17 protein-coding genes are annotated in these 20133 nt (G+C 50.8%); 2 read left to right on the forward strand and 15 right to left on the reverse strand.

The features are described from left to right. Window positions 1–53: 53 nt before the first annotated feature. From EGT74_RS04915 to EGT74_RS04950, 8 genes are all read right to left on the reverse strand, one after another. A complete protein-coding gene (locus tag EGT74_RS04915) occupies window positions 54–620 on the reverse strand; it encodes a hypothetical protein (RefSeq protein ID WP_123845412.1) in 567 nt (188 codons plus the stop codon). Continuing rightward, entirely contained in the window at window positions 601–1200 is a 600-nt protein-coding gene (locus EGT74_RS04920) for a hypothetical protein (RefSeq protein ID WP_123845413.1), read from the reverse strand. Before EGT74_RS04920 ends, EGT74_RS04915 begins: the two co-directional genes overlap by 20 nt. A 70-nt stretch (window positions 1201–1270) precedes the next feature. Continuing rightward, window positions 1271–2611 carry a hypothetical protein gene (locus EGT74_RS04925; protein WP_123845414.1) on the reverse strand — a complete coding sequence of 447 codons (1341 nt, stop codon included), beginning with the start codon at window positions 2609–2611 and terminating at the stop codon, window positions 1271–1273. Between the two features lie 105 nt (window positions 2612–2716). Next, window positions 2717–4246: a transglutaminase-like domain-containing protein gene (locus tag EGT74_RS04930; protein WP_123845415.1), complete on the reverse strand. Its 1530-nt coding sequence runs from the start codon at window positions 4244–4246 to the stop codon at window positions 2717–2719. Further along, window positions 4233–6008, reverse strand: a complete 1776-nt coding sequence (locus EGT74_RS04935; RefSeq protein WP_158618008.1) for an O-antigen ligase family protein — start codon at window positions 6006–6008, stop codon at window positions 4233–4235. The genes EGT74_RS04930 and EGT74_RS04935 overlap by 14 nt, the downstream gene beginning before the upstream one ends. A gap of 218 nt (window positions 6009–6226) precedes the next feature. Further along, a complete protein-coding gene (scpB, locus tag EGT74_RS04940) occupies window positions 6227–7381 on the reverse strand; it encodes an SMC-Scp complex subunit ScpB (protein ID WP_123845417.1) in 1155 nt (384 codons plus the stop codon). Between the two features lie 117 nt (window positions 7382–7498). Beyond that, window positions 7499–8386 carry an ATP synthase F1 subunit gamma gene (atpG, locus tag EGT74_RS04945; protein ID WP_123845418.1) on the reverse strand — a complete coding sequence of 296 codons (888 nt, stop codon included), beginning with the start codon at window positions 8384–8386 and terminating at the stop codon, window positions 7499–7501. A gap of 121 nt (window positions 8387–8507) precedes the next feature. Beyond that, on the reverse strand, window positions 8508–9089 hold the full coding sequence (locus tag EGT74_RS04950) for a DJ-1/PfpI family protein (RefSeq protein WP_123845419.1): 582 nt from the start codon (window positions 9087–9089) through the stop codon (window positions 8508–8510). Window positions 9090–9402: 313 nt separating this feature from the next. On the opposite strand from EGT74_RS04950, the gene EGT74_RS04955 reads away from it, so the two are divergent. Beyond that, window positions 9403–10764, forward strand: a complete 1362-nt coding sequence (locus tag EGT74_RS04955; RefSeq protein WP_123845420.1) for a 3-keto-disaccharide hydrolase — start codon at window positions 9403–9405, stop codon at window positions 10762–10764. Between the two features lie 96 nt (window positions 10765–10860). Next, the gene (locus tag EGT74_RS04960; protein ID WP_123845421.1) at window positions 10861–11199 is read left to right on the forward strand and encodes an MmcQ/YjbR family DNA-binding protein; all 339 of its coding nucleotides are present in this window, start codon (window positions 10861–10863) and stop codon (window positions 11197–11199) included. A 136-nt stretch (window positions 11200–11335) separates the two neighbouring features. Here the strand turns inward: EGT74_RS04960 and EGT74_RS04965 are convergent, their stop codons facing one another. From EGT74_RS04965 to EGT74_RS04995, 7 genes are all read right to left on the reverse strand, one after another. Next, window positions 11336–12670: a Gfo/Idh/MocA family protein gene (locus EGT74_RS04965; protein WP_123845422.1), complete on the reverse strand. Its 1335-nt coding sequence runs from the start codon at window positions 12668–12670 to the stop codon at window positions 11336–11338. 129 nt (window positions 12671–12799) lie between these two features. Next, complete coding sequence (locus EGT74_RS04970) at window positions 12800–14164, reverse strand: alkaline phosphatase family protein (protein WP_123845423.1); 1365 nt, start codon at window positions 14162–14164, stop codon at window positions 12800–12802. 45 nt (window positions 14165–14209) lie between these two features. Continuing rightward, window positions 14210–15421 (reverse strand): metabolite traffic protein EboE, encoded by a 1212-nt coding sequence (gene eboE, locus EGT74_RS04975; RefSeq protein ID WP_123845424.1) that lies wholly within the window; start codon window positions 15419–15421, stop codon window positions 14210–14212. 32 nt (window positions 15422–15453) lie between these two features. Next, complete coding sequence (locus tag EGT74_RS04980; RefSeq protein ID WP_123845425.1) at window positions 15454–16605, reverse strand: 3-dehydroquinate synthase; 1152 nt, start codon at window positions 16603–16605, stop codon at window positions 15454–15456. A gap of 102 nt (window positions 16606–16707) precedes the next feature. Next, entirely contained in the window at window positions 16708–17610 is a 903-nt protein-coding gene (gene eboC / locus EGT74_RS04985) for a UbiA-like protein EboC (RefSeq protein ID WP_246008122.1), read from the reverse strand. A 46-nt stretch (window positions 17611–17656) separates the two neighbouring features. After that, window positions 17657–18643 carry a TatD family hydrolase gene (locus EGT74_RS04990; protein WP_123845426.1) on the reverse strand — a complete coding sequence of 329 codons (987 nt, stop codon included), beginning with the start codon at window positions 18641–18643 and terminating at the stop codon, window positions 17657–17659. A gap of 63 nt (window positions 18644–18706) precedes the next feature. Next, a complete protein-coding gene (locus EGT74_RS04995; RefSeq protein ID WP_123845427.1) occupies window positions 18707–19582 on the reverse strand; it encodes an EboA domain-containing protein in 876 nt (291 codons plus the stop codon). Window positions 19583–20133: the final 551 nt, after the last annotated feature.

The raw sequence follows: 20133 nt of genomic DNA on the forward strand, positions 1-20133 counted from the left end.
CACATTCGGGACATTGATATCTCCGTGTCAGATGAATTCCTGATTTGCATAACTTACGATGGATACCATGTTAACACAGCCAAGGCTTCCTTTTTTTCTCCACCCGGCATCAAAAACCAGTTAGTTGTTAGATTTAAACTTAAAAAGCTTTTCCCAGTAAGATACCATTCATAAAAACTCAGGGTTTCCAAACATCTCAAACAGTCATCTTCAACATCATCGCTTGCGGAAGCCCCACCTGCGATATAAAAGCATCCTAAAGACGCAACCATGTTGCGAAGGATACCGGCCTTATAGTAACAAACAATCTGCATTGCGTTGATTTTGCCTTCCTCATTGACTTTAATGAAAAAACCTGCCACTTTTAAATGAAACACAGAATCATGGCGTGCTCCTGCCGGCAAGTAGTAATTCACACTTTTATCATATGCAATTGATTTCAGCTTCGCATTATCCGGTTGAATTTCTATTTGCCTTGCATGCTGAATTGAATCTATCGATTGTCCAAGCTCAATACCCTGAAAAGCCCTTTTAAAAAGTTCTGATTGTTGCGCAAATGCAACATCGGAAACAAAAAAGCTCCCTAAAACAACCCAAAAATTAAAAAAAACCGCTTTCATCTATATTCAGGAATAAGGCGTCAAAAAAATCATACCTCTTTATGGTAATATCATCAACTGCTATATCTTGTACGGGAACATGCAAATACTCAATTGGAAACGGTGCGAATCGGAATTTCGAAATAGCCAGTTCAGATAACGCGCGTGCATCGGATTTCATTTCGGCCATTTCATTTATTTCATGATATATGTTCATACGCTGAAACGAAATGTTTCCAGGTTCTATTTCAAACTTCCTGTATTCAGCTTTGCAGATATGAAAATACGGTACAATGATACTAACGAACAGGTGAAGTACTTTGACATCCTCGTTTTTATCCATACATAAGGTAAGATGGAAACACCTGTCCCTCAAAAATAATCGTGTAGGATCTTTCACCACGTATCCGGGGAATGTGTCTTTTACCATTTTTCGGAATGCATTCCACTGAGCAGAGTGCTCCTGGTGGTACTGACAAAGTTGACCCAAACTTTTCACTTCTGCAGTTTCCGCATACTTCATCTCATTAATGAGCGGCAATCGTGGAAAATATCGATGTATATTTTCCAACAGAAACATTGACAACATATCCTCTTCCATAAAATCAAATTTAAAAAATACCTGGAACTTTATACAAGTTCCAGGTATTAACCCGTTATTACTTCATTTTTTAATTACACCCACTTCCAAAAAGGTCGCTAATAAACGGAATTTTGTACTCTGCTGCGTTAACCGGACGGAAAATAGTCGTGTTACTACCAGTAAAGTCGGCCCTTCCACCACCGGCTGACACCATATTACTTTTAATGTACTCAATAAACTTGGCTTGCAGTTGGCCGGGCAATACTGTAAGGTTATTTTTATACTCTCTTATCACCCTGTCGCTAGCGTCATTGACCGCTTGAGCTGAAAGCTCAGCAGCTTTCCCTGGCGAAATATGTTCGTCGCTCCAGCCGCGAATACGCATACCGAAATACATGGGGCTGTCAATTTTTACGGGTATCCTATTTTTAACCTCCATTGTATTTAAGTCAATTAGCACCACGGTAAACCGCAAATTGGTAACCGCGCATTCCTGCCAACCACCGCCAAATCCTTCGGGGTCAACTTTAACAATCTCAACAAAGTTAAAACTGGAACACTTTAACCCCCCTCCGGGTCCAGCCGTTACTGTAGTTGGATTTTTATTATACTCTGTACTTGGACTGCTGCTGCCACCAGCGCCATTCCCTCCAACTGGGAAAGGTTGTGTCGGCGGATTAATTCCGGTGCTTATAGGCGGAAATATCCACCATGGCATCGGTGGAGGTTCGGGAGCTGGTGCAATTATCTCAACCCCTGTAATGATGTAACCGCTTGAATTATCTCCATCAATCTCTATTCCGCCTGTCCTCATCGTGGAAGATACGGCAGTGAGGGTACTGGCACCGCCAGAAGGCACCATTTCATATTTAACCTGCCCATTCACCATTTGCCTTCCTCTAACAAAACGGTTGCTTGAGTTATAAATGAGAATAAGCCCTGTAAAATCATTATTATCTACATAAAATCGCAGACTTTGATCCTGCACTCCTTTCTGTTGGATTTTGGCCCGTAAGTAGTTCGGATCGAGCCGGACTTCCATCACAAATGACCTTGTGGAATTGTCAGCTTCTTTTTGAAACAGAACGTCGCGGAATCCGTATCCAGATACCGCATATTCCTCAATTGGCACCTTGAGAATGCCCATACCGTTTCCCAGGTCCACTGAAAAAGAACGATTAAAATCCGGAATGCCGGCATAGGTGTCTGAACTAGTTGCCAACGCCAGAACCTCCGAGCCCTTGGCATTGGCTTTCGACGATAACATGTTCGCGTACCAGGACTTGGCCTCTTTGACCGAAATGACTGATAAACTTTGATTCTGAACTTGAGATTGCTTTACATTCTGCTCGCTACCTTTTCTGCAGGCAAAAAAAACTAGAAACCCCGCAGATAACAGGAGAGCAAATAAAAGGGATCTTTTTAGCATTGATAAGCTGGTTTAAATGGATTCTCTAATAATGAGATTTTTGATTACTGGGTTAAATTTTAATAACGGGTTAAATCAACGGCGCGAAAATACATTTCGAATGCCTTACCACCAAATTTGTTTTGCTCTGCGGAACGAAAAAGGCCTTCCTGTTCCTGGCGCGGAGACATCATCTAATTTATACAGGCGGGAAGAGAAAATATCTTTGAACTGGAGCTCTCCGTTCTGAGAACATCTTTTTTTTGTCAGAGGCCTCCATCTTTTATTATCAATATCCCATATTGACAACAAATATTCCCTTCCGGCAACCACGCGATTCCACTCATTGGGGCCAAACTTTTCAACATTCGCAACAGGAAATGAGATCTTCGTACCATTCATCACATCAAGGTTATTGACGCCTTTGAGAACAAAAGGATTTCCATACAATATCAATTCACCGCCACTAACAAAAGCAATATGATAAAGAATATCACAGCCCATATCGTGAAAAGTTGCGTATTGCCCATTCTTCAACCCGCTCCACTCTATCGGCGTCCATTCGCCGTTATTGTATACACAAATGTATGCTACCCTGCAATTGGTAAAGGCGGCATTGAGCTCAACACTCACATCCGATACCGATGTTCTATCAGAGGTAACGTCTAATAGATTGGTAATAGCAAATAACGGCGGTATATTCTCAGGAATCTCCCCTAATAGCCGCATTGAGTCTGCCGCGCTCGGAGAAACTGCATATGTTTTCCGAAATACTTTGGCAGCAATGCCCCTGAATCGATCTGGATCAGGAGGTGCCAGCTTTCCATTAGGAGCTAACAGAACTATTTCAGCGTGGCCGAAATCTGATTTTCCCCAAAATGGAGCGATTTCTATGGCCGCGGGAATTCCAACGGCTCGAAGCGCCAACGCATGAAGATTGGCCACTTCTTCGCATCCACCTATTTTCAACTCTGCACATTGACCCACGGAAAGTGACGGTATCACTGGTTTGTAGTTCTTGTCATAACCAAACCAGGAGTTAAGATCTTCATTCAATAGACGATAGACGTCCATTGATGTTGCAGAATCCGGTAAATTCAGCAACGTGCTTTGGTAACGATTCAAAAAAAATGATCTCCAATCTTCCGACTGTTCGTTTCCAATTCGATGAGGCAGCACATAGTTCATGAATACTTCATCACTTAATTTCTTCGCCCAGGGAAATTGACGCCTTACAGAATAAGCCATTGAAATATTCTTTATAATACTCGATGCGCCCAGACTATCTACATCGTATTTTATTACTTTTACCGGGAAATATGCCTCATATTTTCCTATGAGGGAAGTAGATTTCTCTCTGAGCGCCTGAAGATACCCGGCATCCCTTCGGCACAAGGTATGCCCTAACGTATCCGAAAGTACTATATCTATCGTTGCATGGTTTTGTAGATGCGAAATTAGGTAGTAACACGCTTTCAATTCCTCCTTAGCCCCCTCTTTTCTAAAATGATCTATCGCAGCAATAAGTTCTTTCCGATTCCTGGACGCATCAAGTACTTTGCTAATCTCCGGAGGCAAGCGCCTGCAACTGACGCTGATTGCCATTGCAAAAAAAATAGCCACCAGCCCGGAAACAATATGTTTACTCCACTTCATTTGCAATGATTTTACGCATTTTGGTCTTCATGTCGTCGATGGACTTTGACGGCACCTTTGCACTCATGGAAAGAATTTTGTAAGCAAACTCTTTGGCGAGATCCCGCTGACCATTTGCTTGGTATAACATTGCCAGAAAATACTTTGGATAAAATCTTGAGGGAATCATGTAGTCTGCTTTCGTGTAACGGAATATTGCGCTATCCAGTTTACCGAGCTTCTCATACGCCTTGCCCAAATATAGATGAAGATCCGTGTGATTGAATTGCTCCGACGCTTTATCAAGAACTTCAATGCACTCCCGGTACCGCCCTACCTCAAATAGCTCGGCTCCATAGTTGTACAAAAATGTCCCCCGCGATTGCAGGAACGGGTAAAGATCTTGGTATTCTTTAAGTGCAGTTTCCTCGTTGGAAAGTATACTCATCGAAGCACTTTTCCATCTTACGTGCAGGCGAAATTGATTAATTGATGCAATTGTTCCCGACATACCTATCATAATCAGAAAAAATGATGCATATTTTCCCGAAATAACTGCCGAGAAGTAGCCCGCTCGAATAGGCTGCAACCCATTACTCAAAGAAGCCAGCAGCATCAAAAAAAATACCAGCAGGGGCGTAATATGCAGGGGGTATGAAAATGAACAGGCGACAAAAAACAAAAACAACATATCAAAGGAAACGCAAGAGCCGTTTTCAAGAAGCGACATTCCACCTTTAAATGCGAGATAAATTATCACTGCAAGCAAAAATAATCCAACTACACCGAATTCAACAGTCCAATGTAACGCTTCGTTGAAAGCTAATTGGTTATTGTCAGCATAGGTACCCGCTCTGGATATCCTTGCGGCATCATCACGAAAATAATGTTCCTGGTAATCAAGATATTGAACCTGATATTGTCCGGGCCCAACCCCAAAGACGGGATTATCTCTAAACATATCCATAGACACATTCCAAATCAATATACGCCCGTTGGCCGACCCCTGTTTTACAGTCAGGCCCGACAAGCAGGCTGACAAAGCAACGGCAAAGCCCATAAACAGGAAGTACAAGGTTTTCCCTGCACTGTTGCTGATCATTCGGGCAACGGGCAACAAAAGGCCGAAAGCGAGTATAAGCGTTGCTGTTCTGGAGCCGCTTTGAGCCACAATAATTAATATTGGACAGAACAGTAGTAGTGCCGCATTTGCTTTTGTTCTGTTACGAGGAAAATTCCGGATAATTGCGTCAATAAATATGGGACATGATAAGGCCAAGGCAATTGACAGCAAACCGGAATTCCCAATGGAGCCCCTAAGTGGAACATAAGGCGATGGTGTAGCGTGGACGGCACGAAACAACTCCGGAATACATGATAAAATGACAGTATATACAGACAACCCAACGATATATTGGATGTTATTTTGGCAAATCTTATAACATCTGGAAAAAATGTAAACACCCCCCAGTGCCAAAAAGACAAATAAATAATCGCTACTGCAAGGCATCCAGATATACCAACCCAAGAAATAGATACCGGCTACACCCACCGCGAGATCAAGCCAGGTTACATTCAACTTTATTCTTTTGGCTACCGAACTAATGAGAAAAAACGGTAAAATCGAAAAACCCAGGAAGACTAAATAAACGCTTGGCGTTGCTGGCCACCCGCTTACATTGGGAACAAATATTATTGCAGCTGCAATGAGTGGGTATAACATCAGCGGGCTAACTCCAATCTTTTTTGCTACTGAAGCACAAATCCTCATAAGTATTACCAAAAGATCCAAATATATTAAAAAAACAACTTCAAATCAATCCCGTATTTAGTAAGGCGAAGATTAGGTAAACCCATGCAGTCTCTTCCTTGCAAATCAAACACTAAATGTTCGATTTACAAGGATCGCAAAATTGTTTGTTCTGTTGGCGGCTTCGATGGCATAGCAGGAGCAAAAAAATCCCTGCAAGTATTTTGCAGGGATAAAATATCGATCGGAAATCAGCTTTTAGGTTCTTCGCCTTCCTCCTCATCTTCTTCATCGCTCAGGCGGTCGTCGGCATCTTCAATTTCAGCATCCGCATCGTCCGCTTTTTCTTCGTCATCTTCTTCGTATGCATCTTCCTTGAATTCGACAATCGTATTTTCCGGCTCCCCACCTTCTTCAACCGATCCATCTTCGTCGCCTTCTTCCCCCTCTTCATCTTCTTCTTCATTGCCTTCTTCTTCATCCTCATTCTCATCCTCGTCGTCGTCATCCTCTTCTTCGTCTTCATCCTCTTCTTCATCTTCCTCATCATCCTCTTCATCCTCATCCTCCTCTTCATCATCCCCTTCCTCACCTTTCTTTTCACCCGGTTCTTTCGCTTCTTCCTCCACCGAAGCCGCTATCTCTGTTGCTGCCTCCTCCGTTTCCTCCGCAGTTTCGCCCGCTTCCGCTTCGTGTTCTTCCGTCGGTTCTTCCGGCAGTGTATCGTCCATCACGATGGTAGTGGTTTCGGTCAGTTCGCCGTTTTCGGATACCACGAGGAAGCCATCTTCATCTTCGGCCACGGCCTCCGCGGGTTCGGTGGCTTCGAGTGTCAGCTGGGTGGGCGCCACGAAATCCTCTTCGAATACTTCTTTCAGTTTGGGAAGATCCGCCGGGGAGTTGAGGCCGAAATAATCCATGAATGCCTTGGAAGTGGAATATAGCAAGGGTTTGCCGGGCAGCTCCTCGCTGCGGCCGGAGATCACGATCAGTTCCTTTTCCAGCAGTTTGGTAATGGAATAATCGGTGCTTACGCCGCGGATATGTTCGATCTCGCCTTTTGAAATGGGCTGTTTATAGGCAATGATGGCAAGGGTTTCCAGCGCTGCGGTAGAGAGGCGTTTGAGGAACTTCTCACCGTTGAGCTGGGCCACCGTCTGGTAATAATCTTTTTTGGTCAGGAACTGGTAGCCGCCGCCGCTTTCGCGCACGCTGAAGGCATAAAATTCCGAGTTATATTTTTCCTGGATAGCCTCGATGGCGGCGTCTACCTGTTCGGCGGTGGCGCGGTCTTCAAGGAAAGCCAGGGCATTATTGAGCAGCTCGAGGATGTCGGCCGCCGGCAGCGGGCGGTCTGCGGCGAAGATCAATGCTTCCACATGCGGTATGAGCTGAGAAATTTCCATGGTCTTTCAATTTGTACGGCACACGGCCGAAAACAAAAATGTCAAAGGCCGAAAATAAGACCTTTGACATTCTTTTAGAAATATAAATATTCTGCTGTTGATTAGTTGTGAATAAGATCAACCCATCAGCGCTGCGGCGCCGCTCACGATCTCGGTCAGCTCGGTAGTGATGGCTGCCTGGCGGGCGCGGTTGTATTCGATCTTCAGGCTGCGCAGCAGTTCGCCGGCGTTTTCGGTGGCTTTATCCATAGCCGTCATACGGGCGCCGTGCTCGGAAGCATGACCGTCCAGTACGGCTTTGAAGAACTGTGTATTCAGGATTTTCGGCATCAGTTCGGCAATCAGGGTTGCTTTTTCCGGCTCGAAAATGAAATCCGCTTTCTGTTGTTTAACGCCTTCTTTCGGCTCTACTTTGCCGATGGGCAGGAACTGCTCCACTTTAAAGCGCTGGGTAGCGGCATTCTTGAACTCGCTGTACACGATGTCTACCGCGTCGTACTCACCTTTCACGAAACCATCCAGGGCCACCGCGGCGGCTTCTTTCACGTTTTCGAAAGTGAGGCGGGTAAACAGCTGCCAGAAGCGGTCGTTCACCTTGTAGCCGTTTTTGGAGAAATGTTCGTATGCTTTTTTACCGATGGGGAGTACTTCCACGTGGCCTTTCGCGAACTGCGCGGCGTACTTTTCACGGATGGTCTGTTTGGCCAGCTTAATCACGTTGGTGTTGTAAGCCCCGCACAATCCGCGGTCTGACGTGATGGCCACAATCAATACCTTTTCTACCTGGCGGTTGGCAGCCAGCGCCATGTCGATGTCGCCTTCGGAATTGCTCACGATGTTCTGCAGCATTTCCTGCAGTTTCTCGGCATAAGGGCGCATTTGAACGATGGCATCCTGTGCACGGCGCAGCTTCGCAGCACTTACCATTTTCATGGCTTTGGTGATCTGCTGGGTAGACTGGATGGATTTAATACGGTTACGAACTTCTTTAAGCTGTCCAGACATATATTATATATGATTTATATAAAAGAGGATTCCCCCTTCAATTTCGGCTGCAAAGGTAAGTAAAGGCGGTATAATTCGGAAATACCTGTCCGATATATTTCTCCTGATTCTGGTCAGGAATTCACAAAGTAACCGTAGTGCCCAGTACCTGCAGGAAAGCGGCCATCCACTGGGGGTGGGCGGGCCATGCGGGCGCGGTCACCAGGTTACCGTCGGTTACCGCCTCATATACGTTCACAGACTCATATGTGCCCCCGGCCATGGTCACCTCGGGCTCCACGGCGGGGTAAGCGGTGAGTTTCCGGCCCCTGACCACGTCGGCCGCCGTCAGTATCTGGATACCGTGGCAAATGGCCGCAATGGGCTTGCCTGCCCCCGCGAAGTGCTTCACCAGGTCGATCACCTTCCGGTTCAGCCGCAGGTATTCCGGGGCCCGGCCGCCGGCAATCACCAGGGCGTCGTATTCCGCGGGGTTAACGTCCGAAAAGGAGGCGTTCAGCACAAAAAGGTGGCCCCGCTTCTCGCTGTAAGTCTGGTCGCCCTCAAAATCATGAATGGCCGTGATGATCTTTTCGCCGGCCGCCTTGTCCGGGCAAACGGCATGCACATCGTGCCCGATCATCTGCAGCATCTGGAAAGGCACCATCGTTTCATAATCTTCCGCGTAATCGCCGGTCAGGAACACTATTTTTTTCTTTGCCATAGTGGAGAAATTTTAAAAGGTCAACTGATCTTATAAAGATATTTCTGCCAAAGCATACTACCAAAAGCAGATTTCGCTATCTTGGGTACCGGAAATCATGTGAGATAACTTTTTTGCAATCGTTTGCAAATATTGACAGGATTTATTTATCTTGGCTCCCGCCGAGGGCATTTTTATTCTGATAATGAGGGCCTTTGAGCGGCGCCACTACGGGCAGGGAGCGCCAACTAACGAGTCAACTAAAAAAACGAAGCAGCAAATTGCAAAAGAGCCCGCATTGCAAACAGCGGCTTTCTGATACAAACAAAGTTCCATGAAAAAGTATTTCCTTCTTGGCTGCGGATTAATCCTGATGACAGCCTCGCAGGCGCAGAACGGCAAATGGCAGAACCTGTTCAACGGTAAAGACCTCAAAGGCTGGAAACAGCTGAACGGTAAAGCCACCTATGAAGTGAAGAACGGGGAAATTATCGGCACCACGGTGATCGCCGAGCCGAATTCCTTTTTGGCCACTGAAAAGAACTACGGTGATTTTATTTTCGAGGTAGAATATAAGCTGGAGCGGGATTTCAACTCCGGCATCCAGTTCCGCAGCCAGAGCAAGCCGGATTTCAACAACGGCCGTGTGTTCGGTTACCAGATGGAGGTAGACCCTTCGCCCCGCCGCTGGAGCGGTGGCGTGTACGAAGAAGGGCGCCGCGGATGGCTCTATCCGCTCGACCTGAACCCCACCGCGCAGAACGCCTATAAAGCGAATGCCTGGAACAAATACCGGATCGAATGCCGCGGCCCCGAAATCCGCACGTTCATCAACGGCGTTCCGGCGGCGCACCTCATCGATCCCGAACTGCCCTCCGGCTTTATCGCCCTGCAGGTACACGGCATCGGTAAAAAACAGGAAGACGTGGGCAAAAAGATCCACTGGAGAAACATCCGCATCATCGAAAATCCGGCTGCTTCCCAGTACGCTCCGTACGACAGCATCTACGTGGTGAACAACATCCCGAACAATATCTCCGCGCAGGAAAAACAGAACGGGGTACGCCTCCTGTGGGACGGCGCCACCACCAACGGCTGGCGCGGCGCTTACAAACCGGCCTTCCCCGCGAAAGGCTGGGAAATCAAAGACGGCACCCTCAACGTGGCGCCCTCCGACGGTAAAGAATCCACCAACGGCGGCGACATCGTGACCACCGAAGAGTTTTCCGCTTTCGACCTGGAGTTTGACTTCAAACTCACCGAAGGCGCCAACAGCGGTGTGAAATATTTCGTAACGGAAAAAGAAGGCAACACGGGCTCCGCCATCGGCCTGGAATTCCAGGTGCTCGACGACGAAAAGCATCCCGATGCCAAACTGGGCGCGGCCGGCAACCGTAAAATCGGTTCGCTGTACGACCTGATCCCGGCTTACAAATTCGGCAATTCCCATAAAAAGGTGGGCGAATGGAACCACGGCCGCGTGGTGGTGTACCCGAACAACCGTGTGGAACACTGGCTGAACGGCCATCTTGTAGTGAGCTATGTAAGAGGCGACAATATTTTCAAGGCCCTGGTGGCCCGCAGCAAATATGAAAAGTTCGAGAACTTCGGTCTTGCCGAAAAAGGACGTATTTTGCTGCAAGACCACGGCGATGCCGTGAGCTACCGCAGTATAAAAATCAAAACGCTGAAATAAAGATTTTGAGATAGTCAGCGACTATTTCATTGTTCACTGTTTTTCAACCGACATCCCGACTCTTCGGGATGTCTTTTTTTTGCCGAACTTTGCCGTATGATCGATGCTTTGCGGAAAATATGCAGCAGCCTGCCGTCCGTGACGGAAGACGTGAAATGGGGAGCCGATCTCTGTTTCTGCGTGGGCGCCAAAATGTTCTGTGTGGTGGGCATGGAGCCGCCACATCATTTTTCGTTCAAATGCACGGAAGAAAATTTCGAGGAGCTGACGGAACGCGAGGGGATCATTCCTGCGCCATACATGGCGAAACATCACTGGGTGGCCATCCGCAAACCTTCCGCCCTGAAAAAAAGCGAGCTGGAAGCGCTGGTGAAAGAGTCGTACACACTGGTACGGAATAAATTACCGAAAAAAACACAGGCACAGCTGGGGTAAAAGAAACGGCTGCGATAAAAACGAAAGAGGCTGTATCGGACTTTGATACAGCCTCTTTCTTTATTCAAGCGCCTGGCAGGAACCGGTTATCCCTTCCTGTATTCTCCTGGCGTTTTTTATACGGCCTTTTTTGCGATCAGTATTTTGGTTGCCATCCCCGCTCGTACGTGCGCCCCCAGAATTTGGCGGCGTCTTTATTTTGCAGGATGTGCCCGTTTTTCGGATCGGTATGCAGTATAGCGCCCGCCCGGTGCGAAATATTCCCGAGCTGGCAGAGCAGCACGCTTTTATGCCCTTCTTCGATATCCGAATTGAGCTTCGCCTTCCCGCGGATGGCCTCCAGCCAGTTGCTGATATGCACCGCGTCGAGGAACTCGCCGGCGGGGCTCACCACGTTGGTGGCGTCCCGGTTTTCCCTGTTGTTCTGTTTCACTTCCTTGATCACCGCGCCCTTGTTGTCCACGATGCGGTAACTGTCGTTCCCATCGCAGTAAAGCGCCCCTTTTTCACCGAATACCGTAAAACCGCGGCCGCTGCCTTCCAGTTTGTAGGGATGGCAGCTACGGCCTTCCCATACGATGGCGCGGTTGCCTTCAAATTCGAAAGTGATCGCCTGCGTATCGGGCGTTACCCAGTCGTCGCCGCTGTGGGCGAAACGGCCGCCGGTAGATGTCACCTTCACGGGATAGTCCACGCCCATCAGCCAGCGCATACAGTCCACCTCATGTGTGCCGTTGTTGCAGGCCTCGCCGGTGCCCCACTCCCAGCGCCAGTGCCAGTCGTAGTGCACAATGTTATCTAGGAACGTGCTCCTGGGCGCGGGGCCCTGCCAGAGGTCCCAGTTGAGCGTGGAAGGCACCGCTATTTTTTTACCTGTGCCGATGGATTTGCGGTCGTTCACATACCAGCCGCGGGCATAGTACACCCGGCCGATCATTCCGTCTTCCCGCACATCCTTCACCGCCTGTATCATGTTCGGCCAGGAGCGGCGCTGGTTGCCCATCTGCACCTTGCGGCCGTGTTTACGCGCGGCGGCAACGAGCCATTCGCCTTCCTGGGGATTGTGGCTGAGGGGTTTCTCCACGTACACATCCTTACCGGCGGTGCAGGCCATGATGGCGGCCGGCGCATGCCAGTGGTCAGGTGCGGCGATCATCACCGCATCGAGGTCTTTCCGCTCCAGCATTTTGCGGACGTCTTTGATCACCTCCGGCTTGCGGGCCTGTGCGCTCACGGCTTTCAGGCCTTTCTGGATGGCGCCGTCTTCCACGTCGCAGATAAAACCCACTTCCACATCCGGGAGTTTGGAGGCCACCTGCGCCAGCCAGCTGCCGCGGGAGTTTACGCCCATCATACCGATGACGATTTTATTACTGGGGGCATGTTTCCCGAACACGGGAAAGTTGAGAATGGTTAAACCTGCCCCTACACCGGCTATGGTACCGGTTTTCAGGAAATCTCTGCGTTTCATGTTGAAATTGTTTTCAGTTTACGTGGAAGGGCGTTCAACCCCTGCCCCTGTTGGATACAACCGGTTGCAAATAAAAATAGGAAACCAATGCGATTATCGGTGTAAATAATGATGAGCGGAACGGCGCTGTTACAATGCCAGGTGATCGAGGATGATGTTATGCACATCGGTAGCCACCACGTTGCTTTTCACGGGTTGCGTGGTGATGAGCACGGGATGGTCTTTGGCGTTCTCCGCGATGCGGCCGTGAGATCCCCGGATGAGGGTGGCGTCCAGCGGGATCACATCCATCAGGTAACGGAAGCCCAGTTTCTTTTTGAGCACCTTCCCGATCACTTTCAGTTTCACCAGCGGGTCGGCGGGGTTGAGAAACATCTCCACGGGGTCGTAACCGGGCTTGCGGTGAATGTCTACGATGCGCGCGAAGTCGGGCGCTTTGGCATCGTCGAGCCAGTAATAATACGTGAACCAGCTTTCGGCGTCCGCTACCAGCACGAGGTCGCCGCTGCGCTCGTGGTGCAGGTGATGCGTGCGCTTGCCGTCGCGGTCGAGCACCAGTTCCACGCCGGGCACCTGTTCCATCAGTTCGCGCACCTGCCGGTAGCACGAGCGGTCGTTGATATATACATGAGCGAACTGGTGATCCGCCACCACGAAAGCCCTGGAAGCGCCCGCATCGAGCAGCTCGAGGCCGCGCTCCACGCGCACGGACAGCAGCCCTTTTTCGCGCAGCAGGCGGTTGAGGTGGATGGGACGGCTCACGTTGGTGATGCCATATTCGGATAATATGATGATTTCGCAACCCTGCTTTTCATAATGCTCTACGATCTGCCGGCAGAGCTTGTCGACCGCCTGCAGCTCGGGCGCTATTTTCGTGTAATCGTGTCCGTATTTCTGCAGGCAATAATCGAGGTGCGGCAGGTAGATCAGCGTCAGGTTCGGGTTATGCCATTTGTCTGTAAGGATGGACGCATCGGCGATCCACTGGGAAGAAACGATGTTGGCGCCGGGGCCCCAGAACTGGAAAAGCGGGAACTGCCCGAGCGCTTGCTGCAACTCATCGCGCAGCGATGCGGGATGCGAATAACAGTCGGGCATTTTGCGGCCGTCGGATAAATACTGCGGGCGCGGCGTTACGGAGAAGTCGGCGCTGGAGTACATGTTGTACCACCAGAACATTTTCGAACAGGTGAAACCGGGGTGCAGGCGCCGGGCTTGCTCCCACACTTTGTCGCCCTGCACGAGGTGATTGGATTGTTTCCAGAATTTGATCTCGGCATCCGTTCTGTCGTACCAGCCATTCCCCACAATCCCGTGCTCGCTGGGCCATTGCCCGGTGAGGTAGGTAGATTGCACGGCGGTGGTCACTGCCGGCAGCATCGGTGCAATGGTGGACTGATGGTGCTTTTTTGCAAATGCCGCCAGGAATGGTGTATGTTCGCCAACCAGCGTTGCAGAGAGGCCTACAACGTCTAATACCACAGTTTTTCTCATAGATATCGTTCTCCGTTTCTAATCCGCTTCAAAGCTACCCCGCTCTCAGGATAATTCCAACTGTTGCAGCACCCATTTCATTTCCCGGGCAATGGAAGCGCCCATTTCCTGCTTCAGGCCCTGGGGCAATACGTCCCAGGTGTAAGTTTCCACCTCGAGGTGCCGGGTGAACGGTTTGGCGGCCTGCCGCGCCAGCACGCGGCTGATATCGTCGCGGGTGGAACTCAGTACACCGAAATCCTTTACGAACACCGGTACGTGAAAATGCGCGCGCCATTCTTCCACGTCCATATTTTCCGCATCCGCCAGCGCTTCCGGCAGATCGGGGTAATGTATTTTTTTATCGTCGCTCCTGCGGGCGATCACCTGGTGCAGGTAGGTGGATTCGTTGAAATCCTTAAACGCGTCCACGATTTGCTGCCGGCCGCCGTCTTTCGGCAGCAAGGCTTTGAGGGCGGCGCTGATCTGTACCTTGCCGATGCGGAGGCCGAAATAATGCAGGCGCTCGAGCACCACCAGTGGGTCTTCATAACTCACCGCAAAATGGCATACATCGTAGCACAGCTGCACATGCTGTTTGATGGCGGCGATGGCCTCTTCTTCGCTCATCCCGAATTTCTCACCGAACATCATCACGCCTGCTGGCAGCAGGTGCTGGAAATACCAGTCGATATATTCTTTGGAATTTTCGAGCACGCCGTCCGGCTCCGGCTCCACATCGAGGTGGAGGAGCGGCCCGCCGTTGCGGTGTATGCTGATCAGCTGTTCCACTACGAGCAGCATGTTCAGCGTGGCGCTTTCCATCACGGCATTGTGTTCCTCCACGCAGCGGTGCCACAGTTTATACGACAGCGGGGAGGTGGAGATGCCGCCTTCCATGCCCGCCGGCAGCAAAGCCGCCAGGATGCGGAAGAGGCGGATGGTGTACGCCACCCGTTCGGCCGTGGCCCAGTCGGGCGTATGCACCTGGTCTTTTACGCGCTCGCCGTGAAAACCGCCGTACGGAAAACCGTTCATGGTAAACACGTAACAGTCGTTCGTTGTCAGCCAGTCCCTGAATTCTTCCAGCGCCGGCTCTTTCGACAGTTCGAGGCTGGCCAGGTTGCTGAGGCGCAGGCCGATGCCGAAAGGCGCGTCCGGCTGCACCTGCGCTTTGACGGCAGGGATGTATTTTTTTAATTGAGAAAAGTGTTCTCCCCAGTTTTCACCTGCGTGAATGTTGGAACAATACGAAAGGTGCCCGAATGGAGTGTACATGGCATATAGTTATTCAGATCAAGAGATGGGTATTACCATTTTTCGCGGAGCATGTTTACCGCTTTGCGCAGCAGCTCCAGGTCCATGGTATGCACTTCTTCCCCTTTACCGATGGCCCGCAGCAGCGAGATGGTGAGCCTGCCGCCGAGATGCTCGCGGAACTCTTCCATGCCGGCCACGATGGCCGATTCGCCGTCTTCTATTTCGAGGAGGGGATGGTACAGCGGCAGCCGCAGCGCTTTCAGCAGGTGAATGATGCGGTGCAGGGATTTTTCGTCGAGCATGCCCAACAGCCAGGAATACACGCTGTCGAGCGCGATGCCGATCGACACGGCCTCACCGTGCCGCAGTTCGAAGTCGGTCAGCTGCTCCAGCTTGTGCGCACTCCAGTGGCCGAAATCAAGGGGCCTCGAAGAGCCGCTTTCAAACGGATCGCCGGCCCCGCCGATGTGCGCCATGTGCAATTCGGCGCAGCGGTAAATGAGATATTGCAGGCTCTGCGGATCGGCTTCGGCCAGCAGATGGGCGTAAGTTTCCATCCACTCGAAAAAAGCCGCGTCTTTTATCAGCGCCACTTTCACCGCTTCGATCATGCCGGAGCGCCAGTCGCGCTCGTCCAGCGTATGCAGGAAATGCGCATCGTTGAACACTGCGGCCGGCGGTGCGAAAGTGCCGAGGAAATTCTTTTTGCCGTGGTAGTTGATGCCGTTTTTCACGCCCACGCCGGAATCGTTCTGCGACAGTACGGTGGTGGGTATGCGGATGTGTTTCACGCCGCGGTGACTGACTGCGGCCACATAACCAACGAGGTCGAGCACGGAGCCGCCGCCGATGCAGACGATGAACGAATGCCGGTCGATGCCATGCTGGTCTACCGCGTTCACGAGCCAGTAAAACAATTGCAGATCGTTCTTCGCCGCTTCGCCGCCGGGCACCACAATGATGTCCTGCACCAGCTCATAATTGTCGAGCCCGCTGCAATACGCCGTGATCTGGCTTTGCAGGTAGTCGTGGTGTTTGGTGACACCATCGTCCACGATAAACAATAACTTTTTGCGGGTCCCTTCCGTTGCACGGGCGTTCAGAAAGTCGGCGAAAATTGTATTGGCGGGATCGAATAATTTTTCGGTGAAAAAAACCCTGTATTCAAACTGAATATTGAATGATTGCTGAATGTATGACATAGCTATGCGCCCTACGCAGGTCCGTTGAATTTTAAAAAACGTTTAAAAGTACGAAAAAGGGTAATTAAAACACCCTTTTTTCTGACGGTCTGCGCGGGTGGCTCAGGTAACGGCGAAGGCCCTGGCCAGCAGGAAAGAAAGGGGTAACAGGGCCAGTACGATCAGCGGATAGGGGAAGATGGCGAATGCGGCTACCCATGCGGCGTTCATGGCGATCAGGCCGATGATGCCGCCCTTTACCGCCTTGCCGATATTGGGGCCGATGGGCTCGCGGATGGCCTTTAACAGCGGGCGCATGATGAGCCAGAGAAACACGAGGATGTAGGGGATGACATGCGGCAGTTTGTGATGCATGGCGGCTTCCACCAGGATGATCAGGCAAACCACGCCATACCCGGCGGCGGCTATCCAGAGGGTGCGTTTTTTACCGCCGTGCACTTCATCGCGACTGATCATGGTGATGGCGGCGATGTAAAGGATGGGCACGAAAGCGAGCCAGCCGTATTGGGGTATCGCTTGCGGGATGATGCTGATGCCCATGAGCAGGTTCAGCCCCCTGCACAGCCCCATGTTAATGGGCCCCAGCAGGGTATTGTGTTTGCCCCATTTGTCGTAAACGAGGGCGGTAACGGCGATGGCGACGGCAATGGCGCCCGGCCACTCTCCCACGCTGAATGCGGCCAGTATGCCCAGCAGCAGCAGGTAAATGCCCAGCACGGCGGCCTGTATGCGCGACACTGCGCCGCTGGGGATCGGCCTTTCAGGGCGTTCAATGCGGTCGAGGTCGGCATCGAACACGTCGTTGAACACCACGCCCCCGCCGTAAAGGCCCATGGCGGCAATGGCCAGGCAAATCACCTGCAGCACCGCCTGTACATCGTGCAGGCCCGTGCTCAGAAAACCGGCAATGGCAATGCCGGCCATGATATCCGTGATAGCGGTAACAATGTTGGCAGGCCTCATCAGGCGGAGATACCCCCCCAGTTTATATAAGATATAGTTCACGTTTCTCAGTAAGGTTTTCGATAAGGTAACAAGGGATATGCCACTCCTACCGGATAATGGTCGACTGTTTGTTGGGCCTTGGCTGTTGGCCGCCCCGTAAAATGGTGCTGCCGTTGTATTTGAGACTCTGATCGATTTCTTTCACGCTGTCGAAATCAGCTTCGCTGATCTGGCCGCTTTGTGCGAAGGCGGTGATGGCGTTGCGGTAGGTCACCAGTTCCACGGCGGCCCTGTCGATGCCTCTTTCCAGCATGAGCGCCGCGGTTTTGGGAACGGCCAGCGGATCGCTGATGCCCCAGTCAGCCGCGGAGTTCACCATGATGCGCTCCGTACCGTATTGTTTGACGATTTCCACCATCCTTTCATTTCCCATTTTCGTAAAAGGGTAAATGGTGAAGGCCGCCCAGAAACCCCTATCGAGCACTTCCTTCACGGTTTCTTCGTTGTTATGGTCTACGATCACCATATGCGGGTCGAGGCCCATTTCCAGTGCAATGTCCATGCTGCGCTGGGTGCCCTGCTTTTTATCGCGGTGCGGCGTATGTATCTGCACGGGCAAACCGGCTTCCCTGGCCAGCTGCAGCTGTGCGCGGTAATATTTTTCTTCGAGGGCGGTCTGATCGTCGAAACCGATCTCGCCGATGCCCACCACACCTTCCTTGTAAATGAACAGGGGCAGTATTTCCATCACCTGCTCGCTGAGCTTTTCGTTATTGGCTTCCTTGGAATTGAGCCCGATGGTGCAGTAATGTTTGATGCCGAACTGGGACGAGCGGAAGCGTTCCCAGCCCACGAGGCTGCTGTAATAATCCTTGAAGGTATCCACGCCCGTCCGGGGCTGTCCCAGCCAGAAGGCGGGCTCTATAATCGCCACTACGCCGGCGTCGGCCATCGCCTGGTAATCGTCGGTGGTACGGGAAGTCATATGGATATGCGGGTCAAAAAAGCGCATGCCTTTGATCGCATCCAGGTAGGCCGGGTTCATTGATTGGGGCGCCAAATCCGTTTCCGTCAGCTGAGCACTACAACACATATTAAATTATATTACAATTGTCATTAAATTAATCATAAAATTCACATCCCGGAATAGCATTAATTAGTCATTTATCCGGTGTGCCACGGTTTCCCAGGTCAGCTGTCCCGCTTCGATTTCCGCCCTGATTTCCGGTTTTTTATCGAGCAGCTGCCGCGCGGGCTCGTAGCCGGAGGCATAACATGCCAGGGCAGCGGCTTCGCGCTCGGCGTTATACTCTGAAAACCAGAGGCGTTCGATGTCTTCGAAGCTGGCTTCGCTGATGTAAGGCCCTACGAGGCGCCAGAGCATGGGATGCACGGCCCTGCCTGCGGCGCGGCGCTCATGGCTGTAATCCAGCAGTATCCGGGCCAGTTCGGGGTTGGCGCGCTGGTCGAGGCCGCTGATGAGATGCACCTGTTTTTCAGTAAAAAAGGCTTTGAGCACCAGCTGGTTCCAGGCAGCCTCGTCGAGGTAAGCCGCGGGATACGGATTGCGTTCCATGATGGCTTCCAGTACGCTGCCGATATTGGAGCGGATGCCTTCGGCGGTGCGGAGCTTCCAGGCTTCGGGCCAGGCCAGCATGGGCAGGGCGCCGTACAGGGCTACCAGCTCGTTCATTTCGGCGCTATGGAAGAGGTTTTCGATGATATCCACATACCGTTCCTTATCCTCTGCCGGGATCTGTAACAGCCACCAGATGCGGAACAGGCGGTCGAGGGTGTACCCTTCCAGGGAAAGGGGCAATGCGGCAGCCTCCGCTTCTTCCACTGCTACCGGTTCGCGGCCGAGGAAGCGCGGGGCGGCGGCAAATGCGAGATTGAATTGCTGTAAGGCATGTTGCTGCTGCCAGGCGGCGAGCCGGTCGGCCACCCATTGGGCCTGCTTTGCGGTGGTATGGCGAGAAATGATCTGCTCTAACAGTGCTCCTGTTTGTTGCTCATCGTATGCGTATCCCATTCGGCTAAAGTAATAATTTTTCCCCCTGTCTCAAGCCCCGGCCGGGTTCAGCATGTCTCGCCGGGGAGGACGAAGGAGTGTTTCCGTAAAATAAAAGAGAGGCAACTAGTGCCTCTCCTTCCGCCATTCTAAAACCTGATTAGTAACCAGGATATTCTTCAGGGGCATAGCCCAATTTTTCTTGTTTCGTCAGCTCCATCCGCCTGTTGCGTCCAGGCCCGGATGGCGCCCCGGAAACGGTTTCTTTCACTGAAGATACCGTGTACCGGCCTTTGCAATGCAATATAAGGATTAAAAATCGTTCGGCGCTCAAACCAAAGTGTCAAAATTTTAACATTGTCTTTGGAAAAACGATTTTGCAAGAAAAGAATAAAATTGACCGGTCCTCCAGATTTGCGTACAGATCAGCAATTCAGGCTGAACAAGGTGGAATTTATAAAGGCTAATATTTTAATGGCTGACCGGTCAAAGTGTGGATGTTTCTTATAATGCAAAAGGTTTAGTTCGATTCCGTTTGATCTTATGTTCTAAAATTATAACATTAATTTAAC

The sequence above is a fragment of the Chitinophaga lutea genome, from assembly GCF_003813775.1.
GTDB lineage: Bacteria > Bacteroidota > Bacteroidia > Chitinophagales > Chitinophagaceae > Chitinophaga > Chitinophaga lutea.

Excerpts from the sequence above, each read along its gene's own strand:
- EGT74_RS04915 (WP_123845412.1), bottom strand. The coding sequence starts at position 620 with ATGAAAGCGGTTTTTTTTAATTTTTGGGTTGTTTTAGGGAGCTTTTTT.
- EGT74_RS04920 (WP_123845413.1), bottom strand. The coding sequence starts at position 1,200 with ATGGAAGAGGATATGTTGTCAATGTTTCTGTTGGAAAATATACATCGA.
- EGT74_RS04925 (WP_123845414.1), bottom strand. The coding sequence starts at position 2,611 with ATGCTAAAAAGATCCCTTTTATTTGCTCTCCTGTTATCTGCGGGGTTT.
- EGT74_RS04930 (WP_123845415.1), bottom strand. The coding sequence starts at position 4,246 with ATGAAGTGGAGTAAACATATTGTTTCCGGGCTGGTGGCTATTTTTTTT.
- scpB (WP_123845417.1), bottom strand. The coding sequence starts at position 7,381 with ATGGAAATTTCTCAGCTCATACCGCATGTGGAAGCATTGATCTTCGCC.
- atpG (WP_123845418.1), bottom strand. The coding sequence starts at position 8,386 with ATGTCTGGACAGCTTAAAGAAGTTCGTAACCGTATTAAATCCATCCAG.
- EGT74_RS04950 (WP_123845419.1), bottom strand. The coding sequence starts at position 9,089 with ATGGCAAAGAAAAAAATAGTGTTCCTGACCGGCGATTACGCGGAAGAT.
- EGT74_RS04955 (WP_123845420.1), top strand. The coding sequence starts at position 9,403 with ATGAAAAAGTATTTCCTTCTTGGCTGCGGATTAATCCTGATGACAGCC.
- EGT74_RS04960 (WP_123845421.1), top strand. The coding sequence starts at position 10,861 with ATGATCGATGCTTTGCGGAAAATATGCAGCAGCCTGCCGTCCGTGACG.
- EGT74_RS04965 (WP_123845422.1), bottom strand. The coding sequence starts at position 12,670 with ATGAAACGCAGAGATTTCCTGAAAACCGGTACCATAGCCGGTGTAGGG.
- EGT74_RS04970 (WP_123845423.1), bottom strand. The coding sequence starts at position 14,164 with ATGAGAAAAACTGTGGTATTAGACGTTGTAGGCCTCTCTGCAACGCTG.
- eboE (WP_123845424.1), bottom strand. The coding sequence starts at position 15,421 with ATGTACACTCCATTCGGGCACCTTTCGTATTGTTCCAACATTCACGCA.
- EGT74_RS04980 (WP_123845425.1), bottom strand. The coding sequence starts at position 16,605 with ATGTCATACATTCAGCAATCATTCAATATTCAGTTTGAATACAGGGTT.
- EGT74_RS04990 (WP_123845426.1), bottom strand. The coding sequence starts at position 18,643 with ATGTGTTGTAGTGCTCAGCTGACGGAAACGGATTTGGCGCCCCAATCA.
- EGT74_RS04995 (WP_123845427.1), bottom strand. The coding sequence starts at position 19,582 with ATGGGATACGCATACGATGAGCAACAAACAGGAGCACTGTTAGAGCAG.